Origin of the sequence: Dokdonia sp. MED134 (assembly GCF_000152925.2) — a bacterium.
Taxonomy (GTDB): domain Bacteria; phylum Bacteroidota; class Bacteroidia; order Flavobacteriales; family Flavobacteriaceae; genus Dokdonia.
This window is the reverse complement of record NZ_CP009301.1, coordinates 2591291-2606523: the sequence shown is the minus strand read 5'-3', so window position 1 is coordinate 2606523 and position 15233 is coordinate 2591291. Positions and strand designations below refer to the sequence as shown.

The window sequence follows — 15233 nt, the reverse complement described above, 5'->3', positions numbered from 1 at the left end:
AATTATCTAGAAGTTCATAAAAGGATAGACTTCAGTTAAGGCTTGCTGTTTTTTTGCAAGATCAGTAATAAATTTTTGATGCGCAGCGCTGTCTTCATTAAAAGGTTTGTGAGCCAACCCTTGTTGGACTTGAGCTACTTTTTTCATTGTTTGTTGCGCTTTCGCGAAAGCGTACACTTCTACAAAACGCTCCCATACATAGGTAACAGCCTGCTCAGATGGGTGTACCATATCACTTGCATAAAAGCGATAGTCACGTAACTCATCCATCACAATCTCATAAGCCGGAAAATAACTCGCCTCACGACTATCTACAAGTTGATGAACTGCTGTAAGTAAATGTGACTTGCTACGAGTATTTTCTACTATACCATCTTTAATATGACGCACTGGCGACACCGTAAAGGCAATCTCAATTTGTGGGTTAAGTGTTTTTACAAGCTCACAAATACGAGACAGACTCTCTTGAATTTCAGTGACAGAAAGGAGTTTTTTAGTAAATGCCTGTTGAGGAACCTTGTGACAGTTGGCCACCACCTCATCCCGTTCAAGATGTTTATAAACCCAAGCAGTACCTAATGTAACAAACAGATGAGAAGCCTCTATGAGCTGTTGCCTGAGCAGTTGCTGCGCCTCTTGTAAGTGTATCACAGCTCCTAGTCTCGTAAGGGCGTTTTTGTCACTATGTGCATAAAATGATTTCCAGACGCCGTCTAGTTCAAAGACATCTGCTTCTGTATAGGTTTTATTTGCAACAGCATCTGCTACTAACCGTTCTAGTGCGACGGGATTAAAAATAATTCCAAACGGATTTGTAACCGCTTGGAATTTATAATATGCTAGCTTGTCACCTATATTCTGCGCAAAGCAAGAACCTAACAACAATAATTTATGATCATACCCAAATTGACGAGCAGCAGGCTCTAGCGGTATTTGGGTCTGTAGTTTCATTATACAAGATAGTTCTTAACCTCTGCAATGGCAGCGTCTATACCTGCTGGATTTTTACCTCCTGCAGTTGCAAAGAAAGGTTGTCCTCCACCTCCACCTTGGATGTGCTTTCCTAGCTCACGCACAACAGTACCTGCGTTCAGATTTTTTGAAGCGACAAGCTCTTTTGAGATGTAGCAACTTAGCAATGCTTTACCGTTTTGCTCTGTTCCAAATAGCAAGAATACGTTGTCTTTATTCTCTCCTAATTTAAAAGCAAGATTTTTAATAGCTCCCGCATCTAGATCTACCTTTTTTGCTAAGAAATCTACACCATCTATGTCTTCAAATTCTTTTGCAAGATCACCACTTAGGTTTTGAGCTTTCTCTTTTATAAGTGCTTCTACTTGCTTTTTTAAAGCAGCATTCTCATCTAGTAGGCTAGTAATTGCCTTTACTGGATCTTGATTCCCTTTAAGGGTTGCTTTTACTTGATTATAGGCTTCAGTTTCTGATGTAAAGTAATCTTTGGCAGCATCGCTAGTAATTGCTTCTATACGGCGTATACCAGATGCCACTGCCCCTTCTGAAGTGATTTTAAAATGCCAGATGTCTCCTGTATTTTTTACGTGTGTACCACCACAAAGCTCCATAGACTTCCCGAAGCGTATGGTTCTTACAGCATCACCATACTTCTCTCCAAATAATGCTATCGCTCCTTCTTGAATAGCTTGATCATAAGGAATACCACGTTGCTCTTCTAGAGATAAATTTTCTCGTATGCGTGCATTTACAAAATCTTCTACCTCTTTTAACTCCTCGCTTGTCACTTTAGAAAAGTGGGAGAAGTCAAAACGTAGGTTTCTGCTATGTACCATACTTCCCTTTTGCTCCACGTGTGTTCCTAGTATCTTACGAAGCCCTTGGTGCAATAAGTGTGTTGCAGTATGGTTTGCAGCCGTACGGCTACGTTGCTTCACATCTACCACTGCCTTAAACGTTCCCTCGGTAGATCTTGGGAGGTTTTTGGCAAGGTGTATAATAAGGTTGTTTTCTTTCTTTGTATCTATGATATAAACCACCTCTCCGCTTGGAGTTTCTAGATATCCTTTATCACCTACTTGCCCTCCTCCTTCTGGATAGAATGGCGTAAGATTAAATACCAGTTGATATAACTCCCCGTCTTTTTTACTCTCTGTTTTACGGTAGCGAGTGATTTTTATAGATGCTTCCAGAGTATCGTAGCCTATGAATTCCTCTTCGCTATCTTCTTGTAAGATATTCCAGTCATCTGTTTCAACCTTAGTTGCAGCTCTGGATCTATCTTTTTGCTCTTTAAGCGCAGCTTCAAAGCCAGCCTCGTCTAGTTTTAGATTTTTCTCACTAAGTATAAGTGCTGTAAGATCTATTGGGAAGCCATAGGTGTCATAAAGCTCAAAAGCTTTATCACCAGAAACAGTATCTCCAGAGGTATTTGCAATTACATTATCTAATAAGATGAGTCCTTTATCAAGCGTGCGCAAGAACGAAGCCTCCTCTTCTCGTATCACATTTGTAATAAGATTTTTTTGTGCTTCCAGCTCTGGAAAGGCATCTCCCATCTGGTTTACAAGTGTAGAAACCAGTTTATATATAAATGGTTCCTTAGTATCAAGAAACGTAAACCCATAACGAATGGCACGACGCAGTATACGTCTTATCACATACCCAGCACCTGTGTTAGACGGTAACTGTCCATCTGCTATAGAAAATGAGACAGCTCTCACGTGATCTGCAATCACACGTACAGCGATATCTGTTTCTTCTGTCTCGCCACATTTTGATGAAGTAATAGTTTCTACCTCACGCATAAGCGGTGTAAACACATCTGTATCATAATTAGATTGTACACCTTGAAGAACCATACACAATCTCTCAAAGCCCATTCCCGTATCTACGTGCTGGTTAGGAAGCTTTGTGAGCGACCCGTTTGCCAGACGGTTGTATTGCATAAATACCAGATTCCAGATCTCGATTACGAGCGGGTGATCCATATTTACTAGTGACTTACCATCTACGGCTGCTTTTTCTTCGGCAGAGCGTATATCTACGTGTATCTCAGAGCAAGGTCCACAAGGGCCTTGAGCACCCATCTCCCAGAAGTTGTCTTTCTTGTTTCCGTTTATAATGCGGCTCTCGTCTATATGTTTTGTCCATATATCATATGCCTCTTGATCGCGCTCAAGCCCTTCAGACTCGTCACCTTCAAAAATCGAAACATATATACTGTCCTTATCTACCTTTACTACCTCTGTAAGAAACTCCCAAGCCCAAGCAATCGCTTCTTCCTTAAAGTAATCTCCAAAAGACCAGTTACCCAGCATCTCAAACATCGTGTGGTGATACGTATCTTTTCCTACCTCCTCAAGATCATTATGCTTACCAGATACACGTAAACACTTTTGGGTGTCAGTAAGTCGTGAATTTTTTGGCGTAGCGTTTCCTAAAAAGTATTCTTTAAACGGAACCATTCCAGCGTTTGTAAACATCAGGGTCGGGTCATCCTTCAAAACCATTGGCGCAGAGGCGACTATGGAATGATTTTTGGACTTGAAAAATTCTAAAAACTGTTTACGTACCTCTTGAGATTTCATACGATAGAAGGTGTGGATAATTTATTTTATATTTGACTGTTATGAAGTTGAGAAATCACGCTTTCGCGAAAGCGCACAGCTCCATAAATAAACCTCAAAAATAAGCATTTTAACTTATGTCTAAGGTAAAATATTACTATGATAGTGAGACACTATCTTACCGAAAAGTAGAGCGAAAAAAGGGACGCACCTTTGGAGCCGCACTTATATTTATTGCTTCTTCTGCTCTTATGGGGCTTCTTATAACAATTGCTGTATTTAACTCTGGTGTAGATACGCCTAAAGAACGTAAGTTAGAGAGAGAACTTGCAAATATGTCTCTACAGTTTGAGATGCAAGAAAAAAAACTCGATCAGATAGAACGCGTGCTTGCAAATGTAGAAGAGCGTGATAATAATGTATACCGCGTACTCTTTGAAGCAAGTCCTATACCTAATGATGTGCGTCTAGCCGGTTTTGGAGGAGTAAACCGTTATAAAAACCTTGAGGGTTATGACAACTCTGCTCTAATTACAAATAGCGCTAAGCGTATAGACCAGATTACAAAACGACTTGTTATACAATCTAAATCACTAGACGAGATTGCAAAGCTCGCCGAAGAAAAAGAAGCTCTTCTCAAAACTATACCAGCCATACAACCGGTACAAAACAAGGACCTCTCTAGAGTTGCCTCTGGTTATGGTATGCGCGTACACCCTATTTTAAAGTATAGAAAAATGCACAATGGGATGGATTTTACAGCCCCTCCAGGTACACCTATTTATGCAACCGGTGATGGTACTGTAACAAAAGTAGGATTAGGTAGCGGTTATGGTAAGATGGTTATTATAGAACACGGTTTTGGGTACAAAACCTACTATGCTCATATGAGCAAGTACAATACAAAAGTAGGACGCAAGGTAAAACGTGGAGAGATCATAGGTTATGTAGGTAACACAGGCCTCTCATCTGGACCACACCTACATTACGAAGTTTGGAAAAACGGTAAGGTGGTAAACCCAGTAAATTTTTATCACAATGATCTTACTCCTGAGGAGTATGATATTATGCTAGCTGCCGCTGCACTAGAAAATCAATCACTTGACTAATGCACATAGATCTTCCAGAAAAGCGATATTATAGTATAGGCGAGGTTGCAAAGGCCTTTGATGTAAACGCATCGCTCCTACGCTTCTGGGAGAAAGAGTTTGATGTGCTTCAACCAAAAAAGAATGCGCGTGGCACTCGTAAGTTTACTCCAAGTGACATTAAGAATTTAGAGCTTATATATCACTTAGTAAAAGAGCGTGGCTTTACACTAGAAGGCGCAAAAATCCATCTTAAGGAAGGAAAAAAGGAAATCTTGAGCAACTTTGACATTATACGCAAACTAGAAGGCGTAAAGGCGCAGTTACTAGAGATTAAAGGTGACCTCTAGACTGCCTTGCTATATCTATTATAGCGAGTATGATAAATAATGTACTTACTAACACAGCGCAAAAACTCATCACAGCATAGTCTCCATATACGAGATGGTATAGTCCAGTAAAAACACCGAGCAATCCCATAGAGCCGAGTATGTGTATTAGTTTTAAGGTCATAAACAATTTATTCATTAAGTCGATAAGAGTGCAAAAATCATACATAAAATGTTATGACTAGGCCCTCTTAACAAAACCTTATCCTTAATAGTTACATAAATTAGTACCTTGCTACTAGAATGGTAGTGTGTAACAAATACTACTATAAGACAACTAACAATCAAAACCAGTATTATATTATGAAAAAAGGACTTATTGCTGTCATTGCCATTATCGCTCTTATAGCTATCGTAGGATTTATGGTAGGGCCTAAATTTTACAACACCGCAATTGATTTACAAGAAAATGCAACTTCACAGTGGGCAAATGTTGAAAGCTCATACCAGCGAAGAGCAGACCTGATACCGAACATTGTAAACACTGCAAAAGGATATGCAGAGTTTGAGCAGTCTACACTTATAAAAGTAACAGAAGCACGATCTAAAGCTACCTCTATTCAAATAGATCCTTCTAACATTACACCAGCACAACTCAAGCAGTTTCAACAAGCGCAGCAAGGACTTACCTCTGCCCTATCTAGATTACTTGCCGTTTTTGAGCGTTACCCAGACCTCAAGGCAAATGAAAACTTTAAAGAACTCATAAACGAACTTGAGCGCACAGAAAACCGCATAAACGTGGAGCGCAACAGATTTAACGAGACGGTAAAACCATATAACAAACACCTTAAAACGTTTCCTAATAACGTGATAAACTCATTTATAGGAAACTTTGCAGAGATGGATTACTTTGAGGCAGACGCTGGATCTGAAGATGCTCCAAATGTAGAATTTGATTTTGGAAGCTAGATGGCATCTACGGTAGAAGACTTTTTAAGCAAAGAAGATGAGCAGGCTATCATTACAGCCATACGCGAGTCTGAGCAACAGACCTCTGGAGAAATAAGAGTGCACCTAGAGCATCATTCTAAAAAGGATGCTCTAGTACGTGCTCAAGAGTTATTTCACCTACTTAAAATGGACAATACTAAAGATGAAAATGGTGTGCTCATTTATGTAGCTGTAGATGATCATAAACTTGCCATTTGTGGCGACAGGGGGATTAACAACAAGGTCCCTGCAGACTTCTGGGAGTCTACAAAAGACAAAATAATTGCTCAGTTTAAGCAAGACAACTTCCGTGATGGACTTATAGATGGGGTGCGCTGTGCTGGTGAGAAGCTTGCACAATACTTTCCGTGGAAGCACGGAGATGTAAATGAACTTCCAGACGAAATAACGACTTCTTAATGCTAGAAAAAGAATTTTTTATGGGATTCCGCTTTCGCGAAAGCGTACTCACACTTCTTCTCTGTATTGTGAGTATGACGGCAGTTGCACAATACACAATACCAGATAAACCCACCAAGGCAAATCCAGATGCTGTTTATGACTACATAGGTTTACTCTCTGAAGGTCAAAAAAACGCTTTAGAACGTAAACTTATTAAGTATAGTGATACCACCTCAACACAAATTGTAGTTGCTGTAATCTCATCATCAAACGGTGAAGGTCTCGATATGCTAGGTGCAAAATGGGGGCAAAAATGGGGAATAGGCCAAGCAGATGAAGACAATGGGATTCTTATACTCCTAGCAAAAGACGACCGAAAGATTGATATCAATACTGGCTATGGTATTGAGGGTATTATCTCAGATCGTGACGCAGAGCAAATCATAAACCGCATAATGATTCCGCAATTTAAACAGGGTAATTTTTATGCAGGTCTAGACCAAGGTACAGATGCAATTTTTCAAGGGTTGCAGGGTAATTTTACAGGCTCTCGACCAGAGGATAGCGGTTTCCCCATACAACCTATCTTAATGTTTATCTTCTTTGTCATCATATTGATTATCATAAGTCGTAACAATCACCGTGGTGGTGGTCGTGACGGTGGTAATGGTACCAGAAGAACTGGCTCACTACTAGACGTTATTATACTCAGTAATATGGGGCGCGGCGGTTTTGGCGGCGGTGGCGGTTCCTTTGGAGGTGGCGGCAGCTTTGGAGGCGGCGGTGGCTTTGGGGGAGGTTTTGGCGGTGGCGGCTTTGGCGGCGGTGGTGCTTCTGGAGGTTGGTAAGTTCTTATTTTATCTACAAAGGCCTATTGCATCTTTTATTTAGAAAATGAACTGAGTATCGATAAGCTGCATAAACTCACGATGTAACTCACAATTAGACTAATCTTAATATTCTAAACACCTCGCACTCTTATTACTAACATATTGCTTAACTTTAAGGAAAACAACAATTTATTAATTCTTAAAACCAATAAAATGGCAGTATTAAAAGTAATAGAAGTATTAGCAAGTTCAGAAAAAAGCTGGGAAAACGCAGCAGAAAATGCGCTTAAGCACGCAAGCAAGTCTCTTAAAAACATACGCTCTTTATATGTAAATGAGCAAAACTGTGTAGTAGGTGAAGACGGAAAAATTAAAGAATACCGTATGAACTGTAAGATTACTTTTGAAGTAAAATAATAAGAGGCTTTTTAAATAGCTATATAAGGTCCCGCTCTAAAGTGGGACTTTTTTTGTTTGTATTTTTACCTTATGAAATTACATATCCCTGTACTTGCCTTTATTACTGCGATTCTCATTACAAGCTGTGAGGGGAAAACCGACACTACTATGCAACACGATTATACAAACGACCTTATAAAAGAAACAAGCCCTTATCTTTTACAACACGCCCACAACCCTGTAGACTGGAAAGCCTGGAACGACGAAACGCTCGCTCAAGCAAAAAAAGAAAACAAACTCATACTGGTAAGTATAGGGTACTCATCGTGTCACTGGTGTCACGTGATGGAGCACGAGAGCTTTGAAGATACTCTAGTCGCTCAGTTTATGAATGAAAATTTTATAAATATAAAAGTAGACCGCGAGGAGAGACCAGATGTAGATAATGTATATATGAATGCTGTACAGCTTATGACAGGTCGCGGTGGCTGGCCTCTTAATGCTGTAGCATTGCCAGATGGAAGACCAGTTTGGGGTGGCACTTATTTTTCAAAAGAAGACTGGCTCAACGCGCTAGGTCAAGTTGCAGACATCTACACATCAGACCCTAACAAGCTGGTGGAGTATGCAGATAAGCTAGGTACGGGGCTTGCACAAATGGACCTTGTAACACCTAACCCTAATAAACCCAGCTTTGTTATAGACACACTCCAAACATCTATTGAGAAGTGGTCACGACAATGGGACACACGTCAAGGTGGTCTCAACAGAGCGCCAAAGTTTATGATGCCTAATAATTATGAATTCTTACTGCGCTACGCACATCAAAATAATGATGACGAGATACTTGAGTATGTAAATACCACACTAGAGCAAATCGCCTTTGGCGGGGTAAATGATCAAGTGGGTGGTGGCTTTGCGAGGTATAGTGTTGACACAAAATGGCATATCCCCCACTTTGAAAAAATGCTATATGATAATGCTCAGCTCGTAAGTCTATACTCAAACGCTTACTTAAAGACTAAAAATCCGCTTTATAAAGAAACCGTGTATGAGACACTCGAGTTTATAAAGCGAGAGATGACTACTTCTCAGGGAGGTTTTTACAGCGCGCTAGATGCAGACAGCCTCACCCCAGACGGTGAGCTAGAAGAAGGTGCTTATTATGTATGGACAGAAGAGGAGCTTAAGAACCTTGTAGGAGATGATTTTAAACTCTTTAGCGCTTATTACAACATCAATGATTACGGTAAGTGGGAGAATGATCACTATGTGCTTATAAGGCAAGATCTAGATACAGATTTTGTAAAGGAGCACCAGATTTCGCTAGAAGAGCTTACTACTAAAAAGAGTAAGTGGCGTGAGGATTTATTACGCTTTCGCGAAAGCAAAAAAGAAAAACCGCGCCTAGATGACAAAATTCTCACCTCTTGGAATGGCTTAATGACCAAAGGTTATGTAGACGCCTACCGCGTTTTTGACGAAAAGGAATTTCTTGACGCAGCTCTTAAGAATGCAAATTTTGTGGTAGACAATCTGCTTCGTAAAGATGGGGGGCTTAATAGAACCTATAAAGATGGCAAGAGCACTATAAACGCATACCTTGAAGATTATGCTGCAACTATAGATGCTTTTATTGCCCTTTTTGAAGTCACTATGGATGAGCAATGGCTAGAGAAGGCAAAAAGTCTAACAGACTATACGTTTACTCACTTTCAAAACGCCGAAAATAAACTCTTCTATTTTACCTCAAATGAAGACCCTACACTGTCTTCTAGAAACACTGAGTTTTATGATAACGTGATCCCGTCATCAAACTCGATAATGGCAAAAAACATTTTTACCCTATCGCACTATTATCTAGATAAAACATATACAGATACCGCAGCTGCTATGCTCAATAATATGCAGCCTAACTTCACACAAAGCCCTACTAGTTTTTCTAACTGGATGGACCTTATGCTCAACTACACAAAGCCTTATTATGAGCTTGTAGTGGTAGGGCCAGATGCTCAAAACATTCTCGCAGAATTAGAGCAAGAATATTTGCCAAATAAATTAATTGCTGCCACTACTACCGCTAGCAAACAAGAAATTTTTGAAGGCAGATACCTAGAAGGTGAAACATTAATTTATGTATGCGTTAACAATGCGTGTAAACTACCAGTAAAAACAGTTAAGGAAGCCTTAAAACTCATAGAACTTTAACAGAAGTTTATCCCCACATTTTATAGAACCTTAGGGGTTATTTTCAACTTTGTAAAAAAATACATTGTTATGAACGACCCCTTAAGTACACTAAGCCAGTACGAAGAATATATAAAACGCGCTGCAAACTGGATATGGGCTTTTATCCCAGGGTTTATAAGTGCACTTATATTGTTATTTGTAGGTCTCTGGATTATACGCCTCATAAAACGTTTTACTCGCAAGTTTTTTGAGCATAGAGACTATGATCCTACTTTAGAAAAATTTGCACAAGACCTTATAAACTGGACACTTAAAATTATACTTTTTGTTACTGTAATCACTCAACTAGGAGTAAAAACCACATCGCTTGTTGCGATTATAGGTGCTGCAGGTCTTGCTATAGGTCTTGCGCTACAAGGGTCACTTGCAAACTTTGCTGGTGGTGTGCTCATACTATTACTTAGACCATTTAAAGTAGGAGATTTTATAAAAGCCCAAGGACAAGAGGGAACCGTAAAGGAAATTTCTATTTTCCAGACCAAGCTCAATACTTTTGGAAACCAACTTGCTATCATTCCTAATGGACAATTATCTAATGAAACCATTGTAAACTTTACAGAAGAGGGAATACGTAGAGAAGCCCTTACTTTTGGCATAGGTTATGACGACGATGTGAAGCTTGCAAAAAACATTCTACTAGATTTAGTAAATGAGCAAGAAACTGTGTTACAAATAGAAGGAAAAGAACCTATGATAGTGCTCGCAGAACTAGGCGATAGCAGCGTTAATCTCTCATTAAGATATTGGGCACATATAGATGATTTTTGGAACTTACGATGGACCGTGCTTGAAGAAGGAAAAGAAAGACTAGAGGCTCAAGGCATCACAATACCTTACCCGCAGCGTGATGTGCATCTGTACAAACAAGAATAGTTATAGATGAAAGACACATAAGTATAGACCTATGCTTATTATTAAATAATTACAAGAATATAACGCGCTCATAATTTTTATTATGAGCGTTTTTTTTAGTTTTAAAGTATCAAAACAACTTAAACTAAAAACATTGTAATGGAAGACTATCAAAAATGGATTGATCTAGCTATCGAAAAAGGATCAGAATACGGGCTTAAAATACTTATGGCCGTTGTCATATGGATTGTAGGTAAATGGGTTATTGGAAAACTTATGAAAGTTTTCAAAAAAATGCTCGAGAAGAATAAAAATATGGACAAGACCCTAGAAAAGTTCTTGTCTAACCTAGTAAGAACCATATTGCTAGTACTTCTTATCATTGCTATTTTAGGTCAGTTAGGTATAGACACCGCTTCTTTTGCAGCGATACTTGCTGCTGCTGGTCTTGCTGTAGGTCTTGCTCTACAAGGATCATTATCTAACTTTGCTGGAGGTGTACTTTTAATACTTTTTAAACCTTTTAAAGTAGGAGATCTTATAGAAGCTCAAGGCGAAATAGGTGTTGTGACAGAGATTCAAATCTTTACTACAAAAATATCTACACCAGGTAATAAGCTAGTAATCTTACCTAACGGCGCACTATCTAATGGTAACATAAAGAACTATACAGAGCTAGGAGAACTACGTGTAGACCTTACAATAGGTGTATCATACGATGCAGATATTAAAGCTACCAAAGAAGCCCTAATGCGTGCTATGGAGTCTCAAGAAAATGTACTTAAAGTACCTGCTCCATCTGTAAATATGGGTGAACTTGCAGAGAGCTCTGTAAACTATGAGGTACGCCCGTGGGCAACACCAGAAAACTACTGGGATGTGTACTTCCAAACTATTGAAAACTGTAAAATCGAGCTTGACAAAGCTGGAATTGAAATACCTTACCCTCACGCTGTCGAGATACAGAAAGAGGCATAATATCAAGTCCCTCATAATGACAACGCCCTTAATATTTACATTAAGGGCGTTTGTCATTTATAAAACTGTGCTTATTTTTTCTTAGGCTTGCCAGCAATAAAATCTTTAAGGTAATAAGGTTCAAAATAGGCTACATCTTCAAATAATCCTTCTTGAAACTTTTGGTTTGAAATCCCCGCCATTTGCGCAGCGCTAGGCAATTCACTAGTTACAAATCTCGCATTAGGGTGTGTACATACTTCTTGAAATTTTTCAACTCCATTACCTATAAAGTGTACAATGCTCTTATCTAAATATTCGGTAAATGAGGTTTCATCTAGTATTTGTGCTTCTGTACCTCTTATAACATTGCCCTCACTATCATAAATAGCGCTATACACTTCCATACGGCGGGCGTCTAGCATAGGTGCTACAAGCTCATTATGAGTAAGGTTTTGCTTTCGCGAAAGCGATCTAAGCGTCTCTACAGCAATTAAGGGTATGTCTAGCGCAGCACAGAGACCTTTTGCCGCCGAAACTCCTATGCGCAGCCCCGTATAACTCCCTGGGCCTTTACTTACCGCTATGGCATCTAGTTTTTCTTGAGCAACACCTGCTTTATCTAAAACTTCTTTAATAAAAGTGTGCAGGCGCTCTGCGTGAGAATACTTTTTTGCATTATCCTCCTGAATCATCACGACTTCTCCATTAATAGACAAAGCCACCGAACAATTTGTGGTGGCTGTCTCTAGACATAATATGTGTGTCATTCTTTTATTCTTCTGTATTCTTTTCTTCTTGATTTTCTAGCTCTACCTTATCGCCTGTTTTGAGTGATTTTGCTACTAAGCTATAAGGCCCTGTAATGATCTCATCTCCTTCTTCAAGGCCCGAGAGAATTTCAATTTTTGAATCATCTTGTATACCTGTAGTTACAACTTTAAGCTTTGCGGTGTCACCATCTTTTATAAATACGCACTCAAACTTCTCATCTGAGGTAACATCACTTGCTATTGCACTAGATCTCTTAGTCGCACTAGTATCACTTTTTACAACTATAGCGCTTATAGGAGCAGCTAGAATATCATTACGTTTTTTTGTTATAATATCTACCGTTGCCGTCATCCCTGGTCTAAACGGTGAGTAAGTATCTTTTTTACCCTCTAGAAGATCTTTATACGACTCCTCAAGGATACGTACTTTTACTTTAAAATTTGTAACCTGATCTGCTGTGAGAGTTGCTTGAGCAGAGTTTGCAATCTCTGTAACTACTCCTGCAAATTTCTTTTTAAGATATGCATCTACCTCAACAATGGTAGAGTCACCTACTTGTATTTTTACGATATCATTTTCGTTTACATCTACCTCTACCTCCATATTTTGAAGGTTTGCAACGCGCACAATTTCTGTACCTGCCATTTGTGCTGTACCCACTACTCGCTCACCTAGCTCAACATTAAGCATAGAGATGGTACCATCTCGCGGTGCAAAGATAGAGGTACGGCCTAAGTTATCTGTAGCTTGCTTCACTTGTGCAGCTACACTCTGTACATTATAAAAGGCACTCTGACGATTAGCCTGTGCTATCTGATAGTCAGACTCTGCACGCTCAAAATCTGCCTTTGAAATAACCCCTTTATCAAAAAGTGGTTTGTTACGTTCAAAAGTAAGTTTTGCCTGGTTGAGCGTGGCCTCTGCTTGTGATAAACCAGCACGACTATTTTGCAAAGCTGCTTGAGACTGGCTCACTTGTGCTTGTACTAAGTCTGGGTTGATTTTAACCAGCAGGTCACCCTTCTTAACATCTTGCCCCTCTTTAATAGGTAAATCTATTATCTCTCCAGATACTTCAGAAGAGAGCTTTACTTCTATTTCTGGTTGTATTTTACCTGTGGCTGCAACTGTTTCAATAATAGTTGCTCTCTCAATTTTTTGAGTCTCGACAGCCTTAAAGTTTCCGGTTTTACCGAACGCTCCAGATTTCTTGCCGGCTATTAATGCTACAATTACAATGGCAACAATACCTAGTAAGATGAAAAGTGTTTTTTTACTCATTTTGGTTAGAATTTTAGTTCGGTAACTGGCACTCCAAAATAGAGCTCCAATACCTTTATACGGAAAATATAATCATACTTAGAACGTGCAAGTTCTATCTGTGCGTTATCATAACGTAATTTACTCTGGCTAAAATCAAAAGCATTAGTAAGCCCTACATCATACCTATCTTTTGCATATTGATAAGCTAGCTCTTGCGACTCTACAGCAAGTTTTGCTGCTTCATAACTTTCTTTTGCAGCTTTTGCATCTGTATACGCTTGGTAAACTGCTGTTCTTAAGTTTTGCTCTGCAAGCTCTTTTTGATACTCTGCACGCATCACGTTTACCTTGCTACGCTTTATTTGATTTTTTGTACTCCATCCATTAAAAACAGGCACTCGCAAAGATAAACCATAAGAAATACCATCATTAAGATATAACTGCTCTATAAATGGTAGAGGACCTATCTCATTGCCTCCTATAATATTAGGCGTTAAGCTGGTTACCACATCTCCTGTAGCACCTACTACTCCTATAGGGTTACCAGAATCTATAACTGGATTATCTGGATCAAGAATCGTATTAAAACCACTTGCTCTGTTAGACTCTCTAGTATTATAATTAAAAAATGCATCTAGTGTGGGGTATAGACCAGTCTTGCTTATCTCAAGATCTTTTTGTGCAATCGCCTCATTTTGTTCGGCGATTTTTACGTCGTATCTATTGTCTTTTGCAGAACTTATAAGTACTTCTGGTTGTGTATCAAGTATACTCTCGCCTTGTACAGTATAATTACCATCTGCGATATCAAAATTTTCAAAATCTGATATATTTAGTAGCTGTGCAAGATTTACAAGTCCTATCGCTATTGAATTCTCGGCAGCAACGATACGTTGTCTTTCGCTTGCATTTGTAGCTCTTATCTCAAGTAAGTCACCTCTAGGTAACACACCTCCGTCTACCAGCTCTTGAGTACGATCTATTTGCTCTTGTGTAACCGCGTTTTGTGTGATTATCACCTTTGCACTTTCCTTTGCAAGTAGTACTTGTAGGTAAGCTACGGCAACATTAAGTGCTACATCATCCTTGAGCTTTGCAATATTATAGTCTGCCGCTATTTTACTAAGCTCTGCTCTATCTAGTACTTTATGGTTTCTAAAACCATTAATTAATCGTACTCCTGAGCTTACTCCAAAAGACGAGTTACGTGTTTGTTGTGACTCTAGTACCCCGGTAAGAACGTTTTGCGTTAGACCTGTCTGCCAGCTGTTACTAGCAGTACCATTAAGTGTAGGTAAAAATGCTCCTACGGCATCAGATTTATCTATAGCTGCTGATTCAAGGTCTAGCGTAGTTTGCTGTATGTTGATATTATTCTCTATCGCATACTGCACACATTCTTGAAGAGTCCACTTTCTCTCCTGCCCGAAGGTGGTAAGAGCTAGTAAGGCTGTGATACAAAATAAAATGGCTTTTTTCATAATCTAGATTGATGTCCAATATGACTATTGAAACGGTTATATGTTACAAAAACTGTTAATTATTTTTTTTCGG

At 39.2% G+C, this 15233-nt stretch carries 15 protein-coding genes; 9 read left to right on the top strand and 6 right to left on the bottom strand.

Features of this window, described 5'->3' with window-relative positions; genetic code table 11:
* Positions 1 to 6: 6 nt before the first annotated feature.
* Both MED134_RS11460 and alaS read right to left on the bottom strand, forming a co-directional pair.
* Entirely contained in the window at positions 7 to 951 is a 945-nt protein-coding gene (locus MED134_RS11460) for a GSCFA domain-containing protein (RefSeq protein WP_038599213.1), read from the bottom strand.
* Entirely contained in the window at positions 951 to 3563 is a 2613-nt protein-coding gene (alaS, locus tag MED134_RS11455; RefSeq protein WP_038599210.1) for an alanine--tRNA ligase, read from the bottom strand. Before alaS ends, MED134_RS11460 begins: the two co-directional genes overlap by 1 nt.
* 116 nt (positions 3564 to 3679) lie before the next feature.
* On the opposite strand from alaS, the gene MED134_RS11450 reads away from it, so the two are divergent.
* Positions 3680 to 4651, top strand: coding sequence for a M23 family metallopeptidase (locus tag MED134_RS11450; RefSeq protein WP_038599207.1), 972 nt, complete (start codon positions 3680 to 3682; stop codon positions 4649 to 4651).
* Positions 4651 to 4980: a MerR family transcriptional regulator gene (locus MED134_RS11445; protein ID WP_035327266.1), complete on the top strand. Its 330-nt coding sequence runs from the start codon at positions 4651 to 4653 to the stop codon at positions 4978 to 4980. Before MED134_RS11450 ends, MED134_RS11445 begins: the two co-directional genes overlap by 1 nt.
* On the opposite strand, the gene MED134_RS15210 is transcribed toward MED134_RS11445, so the two are convergent.
* Positions 4964 to 5143, bottom strand: coding sequence for a hypothetical protein (locus MED134_RS15210; protein WP_148305664.1), 180 nt, complete (start codon positions 5141 to 5143; stop codon positions 4964 to 4966). The genes MED134_RS11445 and MED134_RS15210 overlap by 17 nt on opposite strands.
* Positions 5144 to 5322: 179 nt before the next feature.
* Here MED134_RS15210 and MED134_RS11440 point away from each other — a divergent pair, with 179 nt between their 5' ends.
* From MED134_RS11440 to MED134_RS11410, 7 genes are all read left to right on the top strand, one after another.
* Positions 5323 to 5931, top strand: coding sequence for a LemA family protein (locus tag MED134_RS11440; protein WP_038599204.1), 609 nt, complete (start codon positions 5323 to 5325; stop codon positions 5929 to 5931).
* Entirely contained in the window at positions 5932 to 6372 is a 441-nt protein-coding gene (locus MED134_RS11435) for a TPM domain-containing protein (RefSeq protein WP_038599201.1), read from the top strand. It abuts the gene before it with no gap.
* Positions 6372 to 7202 carry a TPM domain-containing protein gene (locus MED134_RS11430; RefSeq protein WP_084811669.1) on the top strand — a complete coding sequence of 277 codons (831 nt, stop codon included), beginning with the start codon at positions 6372 to 6374 and terminating at the stop codon, positions 7200 to 7202. Before MED134_RS11435 ends, MED134_RS11430 begins: the two co-directional genes overlap by 1 nt.
* Positions 7203 to 7397: 195 nt before the next feature.
* A complete protein-coding gene (locus MED134_RS11425; RefSeq protein WP_038599198.1) occupies positions 7398 to 7601 on the top strand; it encodes a dodecin family protein in 204 nt (67 codons plus the stop codon).
* A 150-nt stretch (positions 7602 to 7751) separates the two neighbouring features.
* Positions 7752 to 9791: a thioredoxin domain-containing protein gene (locus MED134_RS11420; protein ID WP_038599195.1), complete on the top strand. Its 2040-nt coding sequence runs from the start codon at positions 7752 to 7754 to the stop codon at positions 9789 to 9791.
* A gap of 69 nt (positions 9792 to 9860) precedes the next feature.
* Positions 9861 to 10706, top strand: coding sequence for a mechanosensitive ion channel family protein (locus MED134_RS11415; RefSeq protein ID WP_038599180.1), 846 nt, complete (start codon positions 9861 to 9863; stop codon positions 10704 to 10706).
* A 138-nt stretch (positions 10707 to 10844) separates the two neighbouring features.
* The gene (locus MED134_RS11410; protein WP_035327247.1) at positions 10845 to 11663 is read left to right on the top strand and encodes a mechanosensitive ion channel family protein; all 819 of its coding nucleotides are present in this window, start codon (positions 10845 to 10847) and stop codon (positions 11661 to 11663) included.
* Between the two features lie 71 nt (positions 11664 to 11734).
* Here the strand turns inward: MED134_RS11410 and tsaB are convergent, their stop codons facing one another.
* The 3 genes from tsaB to MED134_RS11395 are packed head-to-tail and all read right to left on the bottom strand — an operon-like array spanning position 11735 to position 15160.
* Positions 11735 to 12412: a tRNA (adenosine(37)-N6)-threonylcarbamoyltransferase complex dimerization subunit type 1 TsaB gene (tsaB, locus tag MED134_RS11405; RefSeq protein WP_038599176.1), complete on the bottom strand. Its 678-nt coding sequence runs from the start codon at positions 12410 to 12412 to the stop codon at positions 11735 to 11737.
* A gap of 4 nt (positions 12413 to 12416) precedes the next feature.
* Positions 12417 to 13697 (bottom strand): efflux RND transporter periplasmic adaptor subunit, encoded by a 1281-nt coding sequence (locus MED134_RS11400; RefSeq protein WP_038599173.1) that lies wholly within the window; start codon positions 13695 to 13697, stop codon positions 12417 to 12419.
* Between the two features lie 5 nt (positions 13698 to 13702).
* On the bottom strand, positions 13703 to 15160 hold the full coding sequence (locus tag MED134_RS11395; protein WP_038599170.1) for a TolC family protein: 1458 nt from the start codon (positions 15158 to 15160) through the stop codon (positions 13703 to 13705).
* Between the last annotated feature and the right edge of the window lie 73 nt (positions 15161 to 15233).